The organism is Anaeromassilibacillus sp. An172 (assembly GCF_002160515.1).
Classification (GTDB): Bacteria; Bacillota; Clostridia; order Oscillospirales; family Acutalibacteraceae; genus Limousia; species Limousia pullorum.
In genome coordinates, this window is sequence record NZ_NFKS01000001.1 from 35,257 (window position 1) to 49,850 (window position 14,594).

General features: G+C 39.3%; 10 protein-coding genes and 1 pseudogene. 9 read left to right on the top strand and 2 right to left on the bottom strand.

Going from position 1 to position 14,594, the window contains the following annotated elements:
- Positions 1-76: 76 nt before the first annotated feature.
- Positions 77-5,800 (bottom strand): Ig-like domain-containing protein, encoded by a 5,724-nt coding sequence (locus B5F08_RS00165; RefSeq protein WP_087375835.1) that lies wholly within the window; start codon positions 5,798-5,800, stop codon positions 77-79.
- Between the two features lie 492 nt (positions 5,801-6,292).
- On the opposite strand from B5F08_RS00165, the pseudogene B5F08_RS13700 reads away from it, so the two are divergent.
- The 5 genes and pseudogenes from B5F08_RS13700 to B5F08_RS00185 form a co-directional block, all read left to right on the top strand.
- Positions 6,293-7,441: pseudogene (locus B5F08_RS13700) on the top strand (FprA family A-type flavoprotein); the annotation flags it as partial.
- A gap of 42 nt (positions 7,442-7,483) precedes the next feature.
- Entirely contained in the window at positions 7,484-8,083 is a 600-nt protein-coding gene (locus B5F08_RS13705) for a flavin reductase (protein WP_442856044.1), read from the top strand.
- Positions 8,084-8,227: 144 nt separating this feature from the next.
- The gene (locus B5F08_RS00175; RefSeq protein ID WP_087375837.1) at positions 8,228-8,518 is read left to right on the top strand and encodes an autorepressor SdpR family transcription factor; all 291 of its coding nucleotides are present in this window, start codon (positions 8,228-8,230) and stop codon (positions 8,516-8,518) included.
- The gene (locus tag B5F08_RS00180) at positions 8,505-9,107 is read left to right on the top strand and encodes an SdpI family protein (RefSeq protein ID WP_158096165.1); all 603 of its coding nucleotides are present in this window, start codon (positions 8,505-8,507) and stop codon (positions 9,105-9,107) included. The genes B5F08_RS00175 and B5F08_RS00180 overlap by 14 nt, the downstream gene beginning before the upstream one ends.
- Before the next feature lie 82 nt (positions 9,108-9,189).
- Positions 9,190-10,056, top strand: coding sequence for an AraC family transcriptional regulator (locus B5F08_RS00185; RefSeq protein ID WP_087375839.1), 867 nt, complete (start codon positions 9,190-9,192; stop codon positions 10,054-10,056).
- A 50-nt stretch (positions 10,057-10,106) separates the two neighbouring features.
- On the opposite strand, the gene B5F08_RS00190 is transcribed toward B5F08_RS00185, so the two are convergent.
- Positions 10,107-10,991 (bottom strand): LysR family transcriptional regulator, encoded by an 885-nt coding sequence (locus tag B5F08_RS00190; RefSeq protein ID WP_087375840.1) that lies wholly within the window; start codon positions 10,989-10,991, stop codon positions 10,107-10,109.
- Positions 10,992-11,135: 144 nt separating this feature from the next.
- Between B5F08_RS00190 and B5F08_RS00195 the strand changes: the two genes are divergently transcribed.
- From B5F08_RS00195 to abc-f, 4 genes are all read left to right on the top strand, one after another.
- Positions 11,136-11,705: a sugar O-acetyltransferase gene (locus B5F08_RS00195; protein ID WP_204245139.1), complete on the top strand. Its 570-nt coding sequence runs from the start codon at positions 11,136-11,138 to the stop codon at positions 11,703-11,705.
- 23 nt (positions 11,706-11,728) lie between these two features.
- Positions 11,729-12,268, top strand: coding sequence for a flavodoxin family protein (locus B5F08_RS00200; RefSeq protein WP_087375842.1), 540 nt, complete (start codon positions 11,729-11,731; stop codon positions 12,266-12,268).
- The gene (locus B5F08_RS13445; RefSeq protein ID WP_242968150.1) at positions 12,222-12,839 is read left to right on the top strand and encodes a cyclophilin-like fold protein; all 618 of its coding nucleotides are present in this window, start codon (positions 12,222-12,224) and stop codon (positions 12,837-12,839) included. Before B5F08_RS00200 ends, B5F08_RS13445 begins: the two co-directional genes overlap by 47 nt.
- 266 nt (positions 12,840-13,105) lie before the next feature.
- On the top strand, positions 13,106-14,584 hold the full coding sequence (gene abc-f, locus B5F08_RS00210; protein WP_087375843.1) for a ribosomal protection-like ABC-F family protein: 1,479 nt from the start codon (positions 13,106-13,108) through the stop codon (positions 14,582-14,584).
- Positions 14,585-14,594: the final 10 nt, after the last annotated feature.

Below are 14,594 nucleotides of genomic sequence, written 5' to 3' on the forward strand. Positions count from 1 at the left end.
AAACCCTTCCAACCGAATTTAATTGTTCAGTTGGAAGGGTCATTTTAATTAGTTAACAAACAACTTAAAACGATTATCAGCCTTTAATAAGTTTAATCTGAATAAGAGTTGCGTCAATAACAGTGATTTTACCGTCTTTGCTTACATCAGCATACTCTTTATGGAAGCCTGCTGTCTGCTCATATCTTCTTGAAACATAGTTCTGAATCATTGTAGCGTCGTTGATATCAATTCTGTGGTCGCAGTTTACATCTCCGATTTCATATTCCTGACCGCCGTCGGAAGTGAAGTTGAAGGTATATGTCTTCTCAGATGCAACTGAACCGTCCTCAGCTACTACCTTTACAACTGTCTTTCCTGGAACAGAAGTTGCAGGAACAACTGTTACGGAAGCGTTGTTTGTAGCCTCGAATGTAACCTCAGGAGCCTTTCCTGATACAGAAATATTGTATTCTGTAACTGATGGGTCAAACTCTGCGAAATCAGCTCCGCCAACTTTTACGTTGGTAATTTCATATGTAGACTTCTCTACAACTTCCTTACCGTAAAGCTCGATTTCAGTAACACCGATTGACTTATTTGTTCTGCACTTCATGTTTACTCTTACGATGCAGGTTTCAACAGGTTCAAAGGTGATTGTTGTCATTTCACCTGACTTAGCTTCTGGTTTTCCGCCTACATAAGTTACTTCTGTCCAGTTAGCGTCGTCATTGAATGGATGGTCAGCAATGTTTGCAATGTGACCTCTTGGGTTGTTAACGCCGTTAGCAGATTTGCTTGGAAGTTCGAAATCAAGAGGACCTGTGTAGTACTCAATCTTGTAAGACTCTGGAAGCTGAGTTGCTCCGCTGTCGCCTTCTGTAAAGAAGCCTACCTTCATTGTGTCAACATAGTTCTCTTTAACATCGCCTTCATGAGCCATGATAACGCCGACCCAGTCACCGCTTCTTGCAGTTCTCTGCCAGTTACACCAGATGTTCTTGCCCTCGTTATCTGATGTAGCGAAGGAAATACTTCCGTCGTTGAGTTTTTCAACTCTGTCAGTTGAACCGGCTTCATCGTTTGTAAATGAAGCAACTGCGAATGGGAGTTCGTAACCGTTTCTTGTCTGATAGTAGTTAGCACTCTGAGTAAGGTCTGTTTCAGTAACTCTTACCTTTGCTGTAACAGTGTATTCAGACTCGTTTACTGTTGCTTTACCTTCAACTGTTACAATTGTATTGTCCTCAACGTTGAAGTCTTCAGATGTATAGGAGTTCCAAGTAACATTTGCCTTAACGCTTGTACCGTCGCTGTAGTAAGCGTTTACAGTAGCAGGCAATGCAGGAACTACGCCCTTCTGTGTAGCGAGTGTCAATGTGTCAAAGGTTGTGATGTCTTTTACAGTTACAACAGCCTCAGGACGGAGTGTCTGACCTTCAACTGTACCCTGAACCTTAAATGTGCCGTAATCAGCGTAGAGTGACGGGTCAATTTCATCCCATGTAACCTTTACATTTCTTGGGAAGCTGTCTTTTACGTTTGCAACAACATACTCAGGAAGAACAGGAGCCTGGTTAAGCTTTGTTGTTACGTTTACAGGTTCGTAAGATTCAACAACTACTTCAATTTCGCTGTCAGTAATTGTAATAGTAACAGGTTCTGATTTGAATGTGCTGCCCTGATACTCACACTGTGCTTCTAATGTAACTGTACCCTTCTTGACTGCATAGATTTCTTTGTCTGCATTGTTTATAGAAATCTCGCCGCCTTCAGCAGATACCTGATTGATTGTTGCGTTTACTGTGTTTCCGTCAGCCTGTGAACCATCCTCATATACAGCCTTAATTTCATATTTAAGAGTTGCATTTTCAGGTGCGGTTGTTGGATCTACAGTAAGAGTAAGTCCTGTAAGTTTGATAGGTTCTTTCTCGAATGCGATTGTGTAATTGTTTTCTGTTTTTCCGTCCTCAGAAACTACTCTTACGATTGTGTTTCTGTCAATGGACATTGCAGGTACAACAAATACATTTGCATTGTCGCCGGCTTCTGCTGTTATTTCCGGAATATCATAAGGATAAGCAACCGGAATTGTGTAAGAATATGTATCAGGATTGAAGCCCTCAAGAGCCTGACCGTTTACAGAAAGGGAAGTGAGCTTTGCAGTTGTTCCAACGTCAACCTGAGTTCCGGCTGCATATGCTTCAAACTCAATAACACCAACAGGATAGTTATTGTTTCCGCTCTTCTGTGGATAAAGTTCAAGTTTCAATGCTGTTGTATTAACAGGGGTGAATTCAAATCTGTTGATTGCTGAAGCTTTAAAATCAGCCAGTTTACCGATAGACTGATTTTCTACAGGAGTCCAATCTCCGTTTGCATCTTTATAGTAGATTATAGCTTCGCTTGGGAGCTTAGTAGCACTGTCTGTGTAGAAATATACACCTGCTGCACCGATGTACTTGCTCTCACTGAAGTTGAAAATAAGGTAATGACTTGGGTTGCTGTTGCCGAAGCCGCTGCTTGTCCATGTTGTCCATCTGCTGCTAAGGTCATAGCTTCCGTCAACAGTTTTGCTTGCAAGGTCGGTTCCCTGCTGGTAAGAATATTCTACATTAACGCCTCTTGCAACGTTTGTATCAAATACAAACTGGTCGCTGACTCTCAATGTAAGCTTTGCAGTAAGTCCCTCATAGCCCGCAACTTTACCGTTTATTTCAATAGTACCTGTCTGAGCTACGTCTTCTGCTGTGATTTCCTTATCCCATGTTACGTTTGCAGACTTTGTGCTTCCGTCTGAGAAAATAACCTGTACAGTTTTTGGCATTTCCGGAATTACGCCTACAGCTGTTGCAATTGTGCTGTTCAAAATGCCAATAGCGCCTATAGCTGTAATTTCAATTGTAATTTCAGCGCCTGTTTCTGTAACTGTACCCTTTACAACTGTGATGCCTGTTTCAGAAATTTCAGGAATTTCATCCCAAGTAACATCCATCATCTTTGTTGTTACGCCGTCAGCATAAACAGCCTCAACCTGTGAAGGAAGAACAATCTCTTCACCAACTATAGCTGTAATGTTCTTTACGTTGTAACCGAGGATATCTGTAGGTTTAACGCCCTCAGCTGTTGTGTATACAGTTGTGGAATCGCCGTTAAGACCTGAAGAAGCTGCGTTGATTGTGAATGAACCTGCATCCTTTGTGGACTGAACGATAACAAGAGCCTTGCCGTTGAAAGCCTGTCTCTGCCATGTTCCGTTTGTATCCTTGTAACGCTCGTGGCTTGCAGCGTTTCCGTTGTCAACACCAACGATTTTACCGTTGCCGCTGATTGTGAATGTAATGTTGTTGTCGGCTGTAGGAACGAAGTTTCCGTTTTCGTCAACAACGTCAACCTGAATGTAAGAAAGCTCTGTGCCGTCAGCAGCGATAACCTTATCTTCTGCTGTAAGTTTTACAGAAGCTGGGGAAGAGGCGGTTGTTATTGTTTCAACAGCAACCTGTTCTCCGTTTTTGTCGTAAGCAACAGCTGTAAGTGTGCCGGGCTTGTAGTCCATTCTCCACTCAAGCCAGAGGTCACCGTCAGCTGTGCGCTGATACTCGTAATCCTTATTGTCTATAGCGTCAGGATCATCCTTATGAGGTGTAACAGCTATAAATGACTGCTTCTCGCCAACCAGTGTGCCGTAACCTTCCTCTGTGCTTCCTGCTTCCTTGAAGTAAAGTTCAACGGACCTTGCATTTGTATAAACTCTTACAGGAATTTTTCCGTCAGAGCCTGTTACCTTTGCACGTTTTGCTTCATCCTCCCAATTCCAGTGAGGAAGAATATGAACCATTGGATTATCCTCTACAGAAGTCCACTGGCTCTGATAGAGATAATATGAGTCTTTTGCAAAACCAGCTGTATCAACAATACCAAAATAAGAGCTCTTAGGCGGTGTTGTTGTGCTCTGGTTCCAAGGAGTAGGCTCGCCTATGTAGTCAAAACCTGTCCATACGAATTCACCGGCAACGAATTTTCTGTCCTGATGATAAACAAGGCTTTCGTGAGCTGTTCTGCCCCAAGGAACACAGTCGTTATCATAGGAGGACTGCTGGTATTCAGGGTGAGAACCGGAGTCACCTTTCTGAATTACATCAGGATGAGCGTACTCTCCACGGCTGCTTGTAGCTGATGCAACTTCAGAACCGTAAATGAGATAGTCAGGATATGCTTCGTGGAAAGCATCGTATCTGTGCTCACTGTAGTTAAGACCCATTGTATCAATGGTATCGAATACCTGCTGGATGTATGAACCCTGCTGGAGATTGTTGCTTGTGTCACTCATGTTGCTTCTGAGTTTGTCCTCACCGATAGTTGTATATCTGGTGTCGTCCATCTCTTTAGCCCATTTCTGGAGATTTTGAGCAGTTGTCAAGCCGGACTGGGAAGTAGTGTTTCCGATTTCGTTACCAAGTGACCACATAATGATTGAAGGGAAGTTTCTTCCTCTCTTTATCATCTGCTTGAGGTCAAATTCTGCCCAAGTCATATTTGCTCCTGCGTCAGGGTGTGTAGCTTTCTGATTAAAGAAACGACCGTAATCGTAAGTTTTCTTTCCTGTCCATGTGTCGAAAGCTTCTTCGATTACCATAAGTCCCATCTTATCGCAGATTTCCAAAAGCTTGTCATCTGCCGGATTGTGGGTTACACGGATTGCATTTACACCCATATCCTTCATTATCTGCATTTGACGTTCAATTGCAGTATAGTTTGCAACTGCGCCCAAAGCGCCCTGGTCATGGTGCATGCAGACACCGTTGAGTTTAATCCACTCTCCGTTGAGATAGAATCCATTGTCAGTTGTGAATTTTATCCATCTGAAACCAAAACGGCTGAAATATGTATCGACAACATCTTCTCCTACAAGAACTTCTGTTTTAACCTGGTAAAGGTTTGGAGAGTCAACTGACCAAAGCTTAGGTGATGAAACAGTGAGGTCCTGAGTGAAAGAAGAGGTTTTTCCGGCAGCTATTTCCATAGCTTCTGTTGTAGCCGGTTCGTTTACTGCGTTGCCGTCCATATCTACAACCGTGGAACGAACGGATACTGTTGCAGCATCAGCAGTGTCGTTTACTATGTCAGTAACAACATGAGCTGTACCTGTGCCGTTCTGATACTCAGTTTCAATATTTGGTGTTGTAATGTATGTGCCGTATCTGTCAACGTGAACCTTGTCAGTTACTGTCAAATGTACATCTCTGTATATACCGCTGCCGGAATACCAACGGCTTGACTGAAGCTGGTTCACAACTTTTACAGCAATAACGTTTTCTGTTTTTCCATCGCATACTACTTTGTCTGTAATGTCATAGCTAAATGGCATATATCCGTAAGGATAGTTGCCAACATAGGCGCCGTTTACATAGACTGTGCTGTCCATATAAATTCCGCCGAAATCAATTGAAATTTGTTTTCCTGCCATGGACTCAGGTAAAACAAAAGTTTTTCTGTACCAACCGGTACCTCCGTCAAGATAACCGCACTCGGAAGTTGCAGGGGAGCCGTAATCAAAATCAAATTCGATACTCCAGTCGTGGGGAAGGTCAAGTGTTCTCCATGTGGAATCGTCGTAGTCGATTTTTTCTGCTCCGGTATTTTCACCCAGTGCAAATTGCCAGCCTTCATTAAAATTAGTGCTTCTTTCTGTAGGTTCAGCACTCATTCTTACTGAGGCAGCTGTTTGTGGTTTGCTGTCATAGGTTTCTGCGGATGCGGAAATTGCAGCCATAGAAACTATCATAGAAACCGACAGCGATAAAGCCAGTATTTTCTTCATCTGTTCTCCTCCAATCGTTTTTTAGTATAATTAACAGAAATTACTGTCTAATCAAAAAGATTATATCATATTTTCAGCCATTATTCCATACTTTTTTTTGAAATTTGTCACTTTTTATTCAGATTTACAAGATTTATTCTTTTTTATTTTATTTATATTAAAAGGAAATAACAGCAATATCGATAAAACAATTTAAGCTCATGTTTAATAATCATAAAAGTGTTTATAACAAAGCAATAATACAAATCTGGCAGAAATTACTGCAATAAAGAAAATAAATTAAAAAATAAAAAGAAAAGATTAAATTGAGTTTAATTAGCGGACGGCTGTTGACAACTATGCTTTAAAATAGTATATTTATAATTGTATTATTGCGAGAAATAAACATCCTGTTTCTCGTGTGATCAATTTTAATGGACTCTTTTAATCGCTGTGCTGTTTTAATACTGACGGCGTTATGAATTACATCATAAAAAGGCAGGAGAGAAGATTATGAAAATAACTAATGAAATTTTGTATGTGGGTGTTAATGACCACGATGTGGACCTGTTTGAGGGTCAGTATGTAGTGCCTAACGGTATGTCGTACAATTCTTATCTTATTAAAGACGATAAGATCGCAGTAATGGATACAGTTGATGCGAGCTTTACCCATGAATGGCTTGATAACATTGCTGATGCACTTGAAGGCCGCAAGCCTGATTACCTTATTATTCAGCATATGGAGCCTGACCATTCCGCTAACATTATGAACTTTATGGAAACATATCCAGAGGCTACTATTGTTGCAACTCAGAAAGCATTTGCAATGATGGACTGCTTCTTTGAAAATCTCACTGGTGAGAGAATTATTGCAAAAGAGGGCGACACACTTTCCCTTGGAAAACACGTGCTCACTTTTGTTTTTGCTCCAATGGTACACTGGCCAGAGGTTATGGTTACATATGATGTAACAGAAAAAGTACTGTTCTCAGCAGACGGCTTCGGAAAATTCGGTGCTTTGGACACTAACGAGCCTTGGGACGATGAGTCACGCCGTTACTTTATCGGTATCGTAGGCAAATACGGCGCACAGGTACAGGCTCTCCTTAAAAAGGCTGCAGGTCTTGAGATTTCCACAATCTGCCCGCTGCACGGCCCGGTTCTCACAGAAAATCTTGGACATTACCTCAAACTTTATGATACATGGTCATCTTACAGTGTTGAAACTGACGGTATAGTAATCGCTTATACATCTGTTTATGGTCATACAAAGAAAGCTGTTGAGATTCTTACAGAAAAACTCAGAACAAAGGGCTGTCCAAATGTTGTTGTTCACGACTTGGCAAGAACAGATATGTCACTTGCAGTTGCAGACGCTTTCAGATACGGAAAACTTGTTTTGGCTACAACAACATATAACGCAGAAATCTTCCCGTTCATGAGAGAGTATATTGACCACCTTACAGAGCGCAATTTCCAGAAGCGCACAATCGGTCTTATCGAAAACGGTTCATGGGCACCTCTTGCCGCTAAGATTATGAAGGGCAAGTTTGAGAAGAGCAAGGACATCACATGGCTTGATACAACAGTTAAGATTAAGTCTGCTGTTAATAAGGAAAATCTTGACCAGCTCGAAGCAATGGCAGAAGAGCTTTGCAAAGACTATATCGCAAGATCAGACGATAAAGCCAATAAGAACGACATGACAGCACTTTTCAAAATTGGTTACGGTCTTTATGTTGTTACATCAAATGACGGCAGAAAGGACAATGGACTTATCGTTAATGCTGTTTCACAGGTTACAGATTCTCCTAACCGTGTAGCTGTTACAATAAATAAGGCTAACTATTCACACCATGTTATTAAGCAGACAGGTAAAATGAACCTCAACTGCCTTTCTGTTGAAGCACCTTTCAAGGTATTTGAAAACTTTGGCTTCCACAGCGGCAGAAGCGTAGATAAGTTTGAAAACTGGGAGTCATACCGTTCAGATAACGGCCTTGTTTTCCTGCCTCACTATATCAATGCTTTCATGTCTTTGGAAGTTGAGCAGTACATTGACCTTGACTCACACGGAATGTTCATCTGCCGTGTAACAGAGGCTCGTGTTATCAATGATAAGGAAACAATGACATATACATATTACCTTGAGAACGTTAAGCCAAAGCCAGAAACAGAGGGCAAAAAAGGCTTTGTATGCAAAATCTGCGGATATGTATATGAGGGAGACGAGCTTCCAGAGGATTTCATTTGCCCGCTTTGCAAACACGGCGCAGCAGATTTTGAGCCAATCGAAAACTAATATGTAATTAGCAAATAAGAATTATTTTGTATAATCGTACCCCGAGAGAGTGAAAACTTTCTCGGGGTGTATTTTTTTTGTGAATTTAGCATTGACAGTAATTAGCTATTTAGCTATAATAGAAAATAGAAGAGAGGTGATAGCATGAGCGAAGATTTTTTTCATGCTTTGGCAAGTCCATACAGACGTGAGATAATAAAGCTTTTAAAATGGAAAAACATGAATGCCGGAGAAATTGCTGAACATTTTGATATATCTCAGCCATCAATTTCAAGACATTTGGATGTTCTAAAACACGCAGAGATTGTCACTTCAGAACGAAAGGGAAATCAGATTATTTATTCTCTCAATCTGTCTGTAATGCAGGAAATGTATATAAAGTTATCGGAGCTTTTAAGTTTCGGAGGAGATGAAAAAGTCAATGAAACAAAATAAAATAAGATTGATTATAGTATCTCTCGAATTTGCAGGACTTTTCGCATCACTGGCATTTAGAAATACCATTTTGTCAATGGTTCTTCTGGCTATATGCACAGTGTCATGCATGTTAATATTGTATTTTAATCTGGGTAAGCTGACGCCGTCCATTTCCGAAAGCAATCCCAAAATGAAAACATTGAAAAAGGTCACCTTGTTCAATACAGGACTGCTGATTGCCTGCGGAGCTGCCGTATTGCTGGACTATACAGAAATAATATCAATTCCCGTTGAAAACCAAAAATATCTTGCGGCTTTCATCATTATAGTTGTAATAGTTTTTACCGGAAATATGTCTCCTAAGCTGCCTTTCAGCAGACATACGGGACTCAGGCTTCCATGGACAGTTATGGACGAGGAAACCTGGATAGTGGCTCACAGAATTATCGGGTACTTAGCTTTTCCGTTGGTTTTGCTTTATCTCGCAGGAATGTTTATTGTAGAAGATTTTGAAATCCTTACAGGTATAATTGTAGCTTTATGGATTGGAATACCCTCGGTTTACTCCTACATTTTCTATTATAAAAAGACCCACGGCAAACTGTAATACCTTCATACCTCAGCATTGAAAGTCAAGATACTTTTTTCTTATACATATATAATAGGCTCACAGGAGAGGAAGTGAAAAGATGGATTGGATTACAGGTATTCAGCGAGCTATTGACTACATCGAAGAACATATAACCGACAAAATCGACTATGAAGAGGTTGGGAAGTGCGCATACTCATCAAGTTTTCATTTTCAGAGAGTTTTTTCTGTTATATGCGGATATACAGTAGGGGAATATGTGAGAAACCGCCGTTTGTCTTTGGCAGGGGAGGAACTTGCAAATCAAAAATCAAAGATAATTGATGTTGCGCTGAAATACGGCTACAGCACACCCGAGAGCTTTTCCCGTGCATTTACCAAGTTTCACGGAGTTATGCCCAATCAGGTAAAAAGCGGTGCAACGCTAAAATCCTTTTCACGCCTTTCCGTAAAACTAACATTGAGCGGAGGTTCTATTATGAATTACAGAATTGAGAAAAAAGAGGCTTTTAATGTACTTTTAAAGAAAAAGCGTTTTGAAAAGCAGGAGGAAATGACAACGGAGAAGATTGCGGATTTTTGGAAAGAGTGTACTCAGGATGGTACAATAGAAAAAATCTGCGGTCATATCTCCAAGAATAACATTTTTAAAAACTGCATTTTGGGAATAAGCTTTGACGATAACAGCAAATATGATTTCCCCTATGGAATAGGAACCCACTGTGAGCCGGACGCAAAAGAGGAAGGCTTTGAAGTGGTAACAATTCCGGAAAACACCTTTGTGGTATTCCAGTGCGTTGGAGTGATGCCGGAGGCATTTAAAAAGGTATATAAATATATCTGTACAGAATTCTTTCCGGCAAGTGAATACCAGCCCTGCGGCATAGAAATAGAAGCTTACCCGTCAGCGGACGTAAAAAATCCCCAATACACCTGCGAAATCTGGATTGCAGTGACTAAAAAATAATTAAATACGCCGAAATCACAGCTTTGTTAGAATGTGATTTCGGCGTTATTTTATTTTGCGGAGAGTCCATCCTGTAAATACTCAAGAAATTTTTCTGCTGATTTTGAGAAGGCTTTGTGTTTTTTCCAGGCAATAATTGTGTCAGCTTTTATTTCAGGCTCCAAAGGTCTGAAACACAGTCGGCTGTTTCCGGTGGTGTTTATAAGTCCATCTATGGCTAAAGCGCAGCCTATTCCTTCATCAACCATTACAGATGCGTTGTATATCAAATTATATGTGCCGATTATATTGAGTTTATCAAAAGAATAGCCCAGCCAGCCGGCAAGTTCATTTTGTATGAGAGCTTGTCTTGAACAAAGTATAGGAATTTTAGCTATGTCTTTGGGAGAGATAGTTTTATTTTGGGCAAGAGGACAGTCCTTTCTCATAAGTAAGCCCCATGTATCGAAGGATTTAAGCTTTAAATAGTTATATTTTTTTAAATCTGTAAGGCCGACAAATACTCCGAAATCTATTAAACCCTTATCAAGGCGTTCCTCAATATCCTCTCCGTTGCCGCTGAACATGTGAAATCTGATTTGAGGATATTTAATAGAGAGGCTTTTGATTGTTTGGGCGATAAAATGCATAGACTGGGTTTCTCCTCCGCCTATGTAGATTTCGCCGCCCACAATATCATCCTGCATTTTTATTTCGGACTCGGTTTTATTTGCAAGTTCTACTATTTCAGCGGCACGCTTTTTAAGAAATACTCCTTCTTCGGTGAGGGTTATTTTTCTTTTACCACGAATAAAAAGCTTTTTGCCCAGCTCATCTTCTAAATCCATAAGCTGTTTTGAAAGTGTGGGCTGTGTAATGTGAAGCTTTTCTGCGGCGGCGGTTATATTTTCTTCTCTTGCAACAGCGAGAAAATATTTAAGCACTCTAAGTTCCATATTATCACCTCTATGAGGAAATTATAACTTTTTATTATCATAACTGTCAACTATGGTAAAGTATAATTTATAAGTATTTGCTATTTTTGAAAATCATAATATAATTATATTATAGAAATAATTTATGGAAGCTTGGTGGGATATATGGATTTAAAGGAATATTTGTCAAGATTAAATTCAGGAGAATATATTAAAGCCGGTTCTCCTGTACATCAGTTTATGCACGGTGTATCTCAGGAGGCTTTAAAGCTTACAGCAAAGCTTAACAGCGGCTACCATGATCCGCAGGAGATAAGAGAAATCTTTTCTGAGATTATAGGAAAACCGGTTGATGAAACTTTTGCAATGTTTCCGCCTTTTTATACTGACTGCGGAAAGAATATTACAATAGGAAAAAATGTGTTTATAAATATGGGATGTAAATTCCAAGACCAGGGCGGCATTTTTATAGACGACGGAGCGTTGATAGGGCACAATGTGGTGCTTGCCACCTTAAATCACGATATGAATCCGGAGACCAGGCATGATATGATACCAAAGCCTATTCATATAGGAAAAAATGTTTGGATAGGTTCAAATTCCACCATTTTGTCCGGCGTTACAATAGGCGACGGAGCAATAGTAGCCGCCGGAGCAGTGGTGACGAAGGATGTTGAAAAAAATACTGTGGTAGGCGGAGTTCCTGCTAAGTTTATAAAAAAGTGTGACGAATGATTTTTTAAGAAAGGTTGATACAAATGAAAAAGGTACTTATTATTTCTACAAGCTTGAGAAGAAACAGCAATTCCGATTATATAGCCAGAGAGTTTGAAAGAGGTGCAAAGGATGCAGGCAATGAGGTTGAATTTATTTCTTTAATAGGAAAGAAAATTGATTTTTGTATTGGCTGTCTTTCCTGCCAATTAACACAGGAGTGTGTAATAAAAGATGACGCAAATGAGATTGCTGAAAAGGTAAAAAATGCAGACGTGGTTGTTTATGCAACACCGGTTTATTATTATGAAATGTCAGGACAGATGAAAACTCTTATTGACAGAATGAACTGTCTTTTTCCAAGCGATTATAAATTCCGTGATGTTTACCTTTTGGCGGCTTCTGCCGAGGATGAAGAAAGCGCAATGGACGGAGCTGTAAAAGGAGTGCAGGGTTGGGTTGACTGCTTTGAAAAAGCAACCCTTGCCGGGGTAATCAGAGGAACAGGACTTACAGAAACCGGAGAAGCCAAAAAAGATGAAGAAATTCTTAAAAAAGCCTATGAAATGGGTAAGAGCGTTTGATATGAAAAAGATTTTTATTTTGCTGTTAAGCCTGTTAATTGTTATTTTGTCAGCTTGCTCAGTTTCCGATAATAATCTTACGGAAGAATCTTTAACAACGGATATTGTTTTGACAGAAGAACATACGACTGAAATTCAGTCTGAAGAAATGACGGAACCAACAGGAAATGAAACCTTCGAAACAACACAGACTGAAACACAGGGGGATGAAGAAACAATGACTGATATTAAAGTTACAGTTAACGGAAGTGTTTTTAACGCTAAAATATACAATGACTCTCCCTGTGCACAGCAGTTGTTAAGTAAATTCCCTCTTACAGTCACTATGAGTGAGCTTAATGGAAACGAAAAGTATTACAGATTTTCTGAAAGCTTTCAGTCAAATCCGGAAAACGTGGGAAGTATAAACACCGGCGACATTATGCTGTATCAGTCGGACTATTTGGTTCTGTTTTATGAATCACACAATACCTCATATACATATACAAGAATTGGTTATATAACAGACACCACAGGCTTAAAAGAAGCGGTGGGCACCGGAAATCCAACGGTTACTTTTGAAATAGAATAGTTGCCGTAGTTGATTTTTAAATTTGTATGTAGTATAATCGATACATAAATTGATGATTGGAGTTGAAAAGATGCGTAATTTTTCTTGCTGATTTTTGGTATGTCAGATTTAAGCGGTTTAGCCGCTGTTTTGTAATATCTATTATGCAGGAAAATTATGCCTTTTCAACTTTTTGTTTTAAATAAAGTCTTCGGATACTTTGTTTTTCTATGGTTGCAAGGGTTATTTTTCCTTGCAGCCATTTTTATTTTAAAGGAGGACAAAGAATGTCGCTGATTGATGTAAAAAATCTCACTTTTTCCTATGACGGAAGTTTTGATAATGTTTTTGAAAATGTTAGTTTTCAAATAGACACTGATTGGAAAATAGGATTTACGGGAAGAAACGGAAGGGGAAAAACTACCTTCTTAAAACTTTTGATGGGCAGCTATGAATATACCGGTACAATAAATTCTTCTGTGAATTTTGAATATTTTCCTTTTGAGGTGGAAAACACAGCTCTTAATGGAATAGAGATTGCCGAAAGCTTATACTCGGATTTCATGCTTTGGGAGCTTGAATACGAGCTTAATAAGCTGGAAACAGACAGTGAAATATTGTACCGACCTTTCTCTACGCTTTCAAAAGGAGAGCAGACAAAGCTTATGCTTGCGGTTTTGTTTATTAAGGAAAACAGTTTTCTTCTTATTGATGAGCCTACAAATCACTTGGACTTAAAAGGCAGAGAATCTGTGAGCAGATATTTAAAAGGAAAGAAAGGATTTATACTTGTATCCCATGACAGAAAATTTCTTGACGGATGCGTTGACCATATTCTTTCGATTAACAGAAGTGATATCGAAATATTTAAGGGAAATTTTTCTTCCTGGTATGAATACAAGGAGAAACGTGATTTAAAGGAGCTTGCGGAAAATGATAGGCTGAAAAAACAGATAAAAAGCTTTTCGGAAAGTGCCGCAGAAAAATCAGCCTGGTCAAATAAAGTTGAAAATACAAAATACGGCACCAAAAATTCCGGACTGCGGCCTGATCGAGGATTTATTGGTCATAAAGCCGCTAAAATGGCTAAGCGCTCAAAAGCTGTAAAAAGGAACATGGAAAACGCTATTGAAGAAAAATCCAAGCTTTTGAAAAATATAGAAAAAAGTGAGGATTTGAAAATAGAACAGCTTGAATACCACAGCAAAAATCTATTGACATTAAAAGATGTAAGCCTTTATTACGGAGATACAAAAGTGTGCGGGAATATTACTTTCAACGTGGAAAAAGGCGACAGGGTAGCTGTTTTAGGAAAAAACGGAAGCGGTAAATCAACTCTTTTAAAGCTTATAGCTTTTGGAAATATTTCTTATAAAGGCACATTTATAAAGGGAAGTCAACTGAAAATATCGTATGTATCGCAGGACACTTCATTTTTACGAGGAAATTTGAAAAACTTTGCTTTTGAAAATAATATAGATGAAAGTTTGTTTATGGCGATTTTGAGAAAACTTGATTTTTCAAGGGAACAGTTTAATAAAAATCTGGAGAGCTTTAGCCAAGGTCAAAAGAAAAAAGTTTTAATAGCCAAGAGCTTGTGTGAAAAAGCCCATTTTCTTGTATGGGATGAACCGCTGAATTATATTGATGTTATATCAAGAATACAAATAGAAAATTTACTTTTAAATTTTAAACCCACGATTATTTTTGTAGAGCACGACAAGGAATTTTATGACAGTATATCAACAAAGCAGGTGTTCATTTAAACTGATAAGT

Bases quoted from the DNA above. Each gene is read 5' to 3' on its own strand.
- B5F08_RS00165 (WP_087375835.1), bottom strand. From the start codon at position 5,800: ATGAAGAAAATACTGGCTTTATCGCTGTCGGTTTCTATGATAGTTTCT.
- B5F08_RS13705 (WP_442856044.1), top strand. From the start codon at position 7,484: ATGACAGCACTTTTCAAAATTGGTTACGGTCTTTATGTTGTTACATCA.
- B5F08_RS00175 (WP_087375837.1), top strand. From the start codon at position 8,228: ATGAGCGAAGATTTTTTTCATGCTTTGGCAAGTCCATACAGACGTGAG.
- B5F08_RS00180 (WP_158096165.1), top strand. From the start codon at position 8,505: ATGAAACAAAATAAAATAAGATTGATTATAGTATCTCTCGAATTTGCA.
- B5F08_RS00185 (WP_087375839.1), top strand. From the start codon at position 9,190: ATGGATTGGATTACAGGTATTCAGCGAGCTATTGACTACATCGAAGAA.
- B5F08_RS00190 (WP_087375840.1), bottom strand. From the start codon at position 10,991: ATGGAACTTAGAGTGCTTAAATATTTTCTCGCTGTTGCAAGAGAAGAA.
- B5F08_RS00195 (WP_204245139.1), top strand. From the start codon at position 11,136: ATGGATTTAAAGGAATATTTGTCAAGATTAAATTCAGGAGAATATATT.
- B5F08_RS00200 (WP_087375842.1), top strand. From the start codon at position 11,729: ATGAAAAAGGTACTTATTATTTCTACAAGCTTGAGAAGAAACAGCAAT.
- B5F08_RS13445 (WP_242968150.1), top strand. From the start codon at position 12,222: ATGAAGAAATTCTTAAAAAAGCCTATGAAATGGGTAAGAGCGTTTGAT.
- abc-f (WP_087375843.1), top strand. From the start codon at position 13,106: ATGTCGCTGATTGATGTAAAAAATCTCACTTTTTCCTATGACGGAAGT.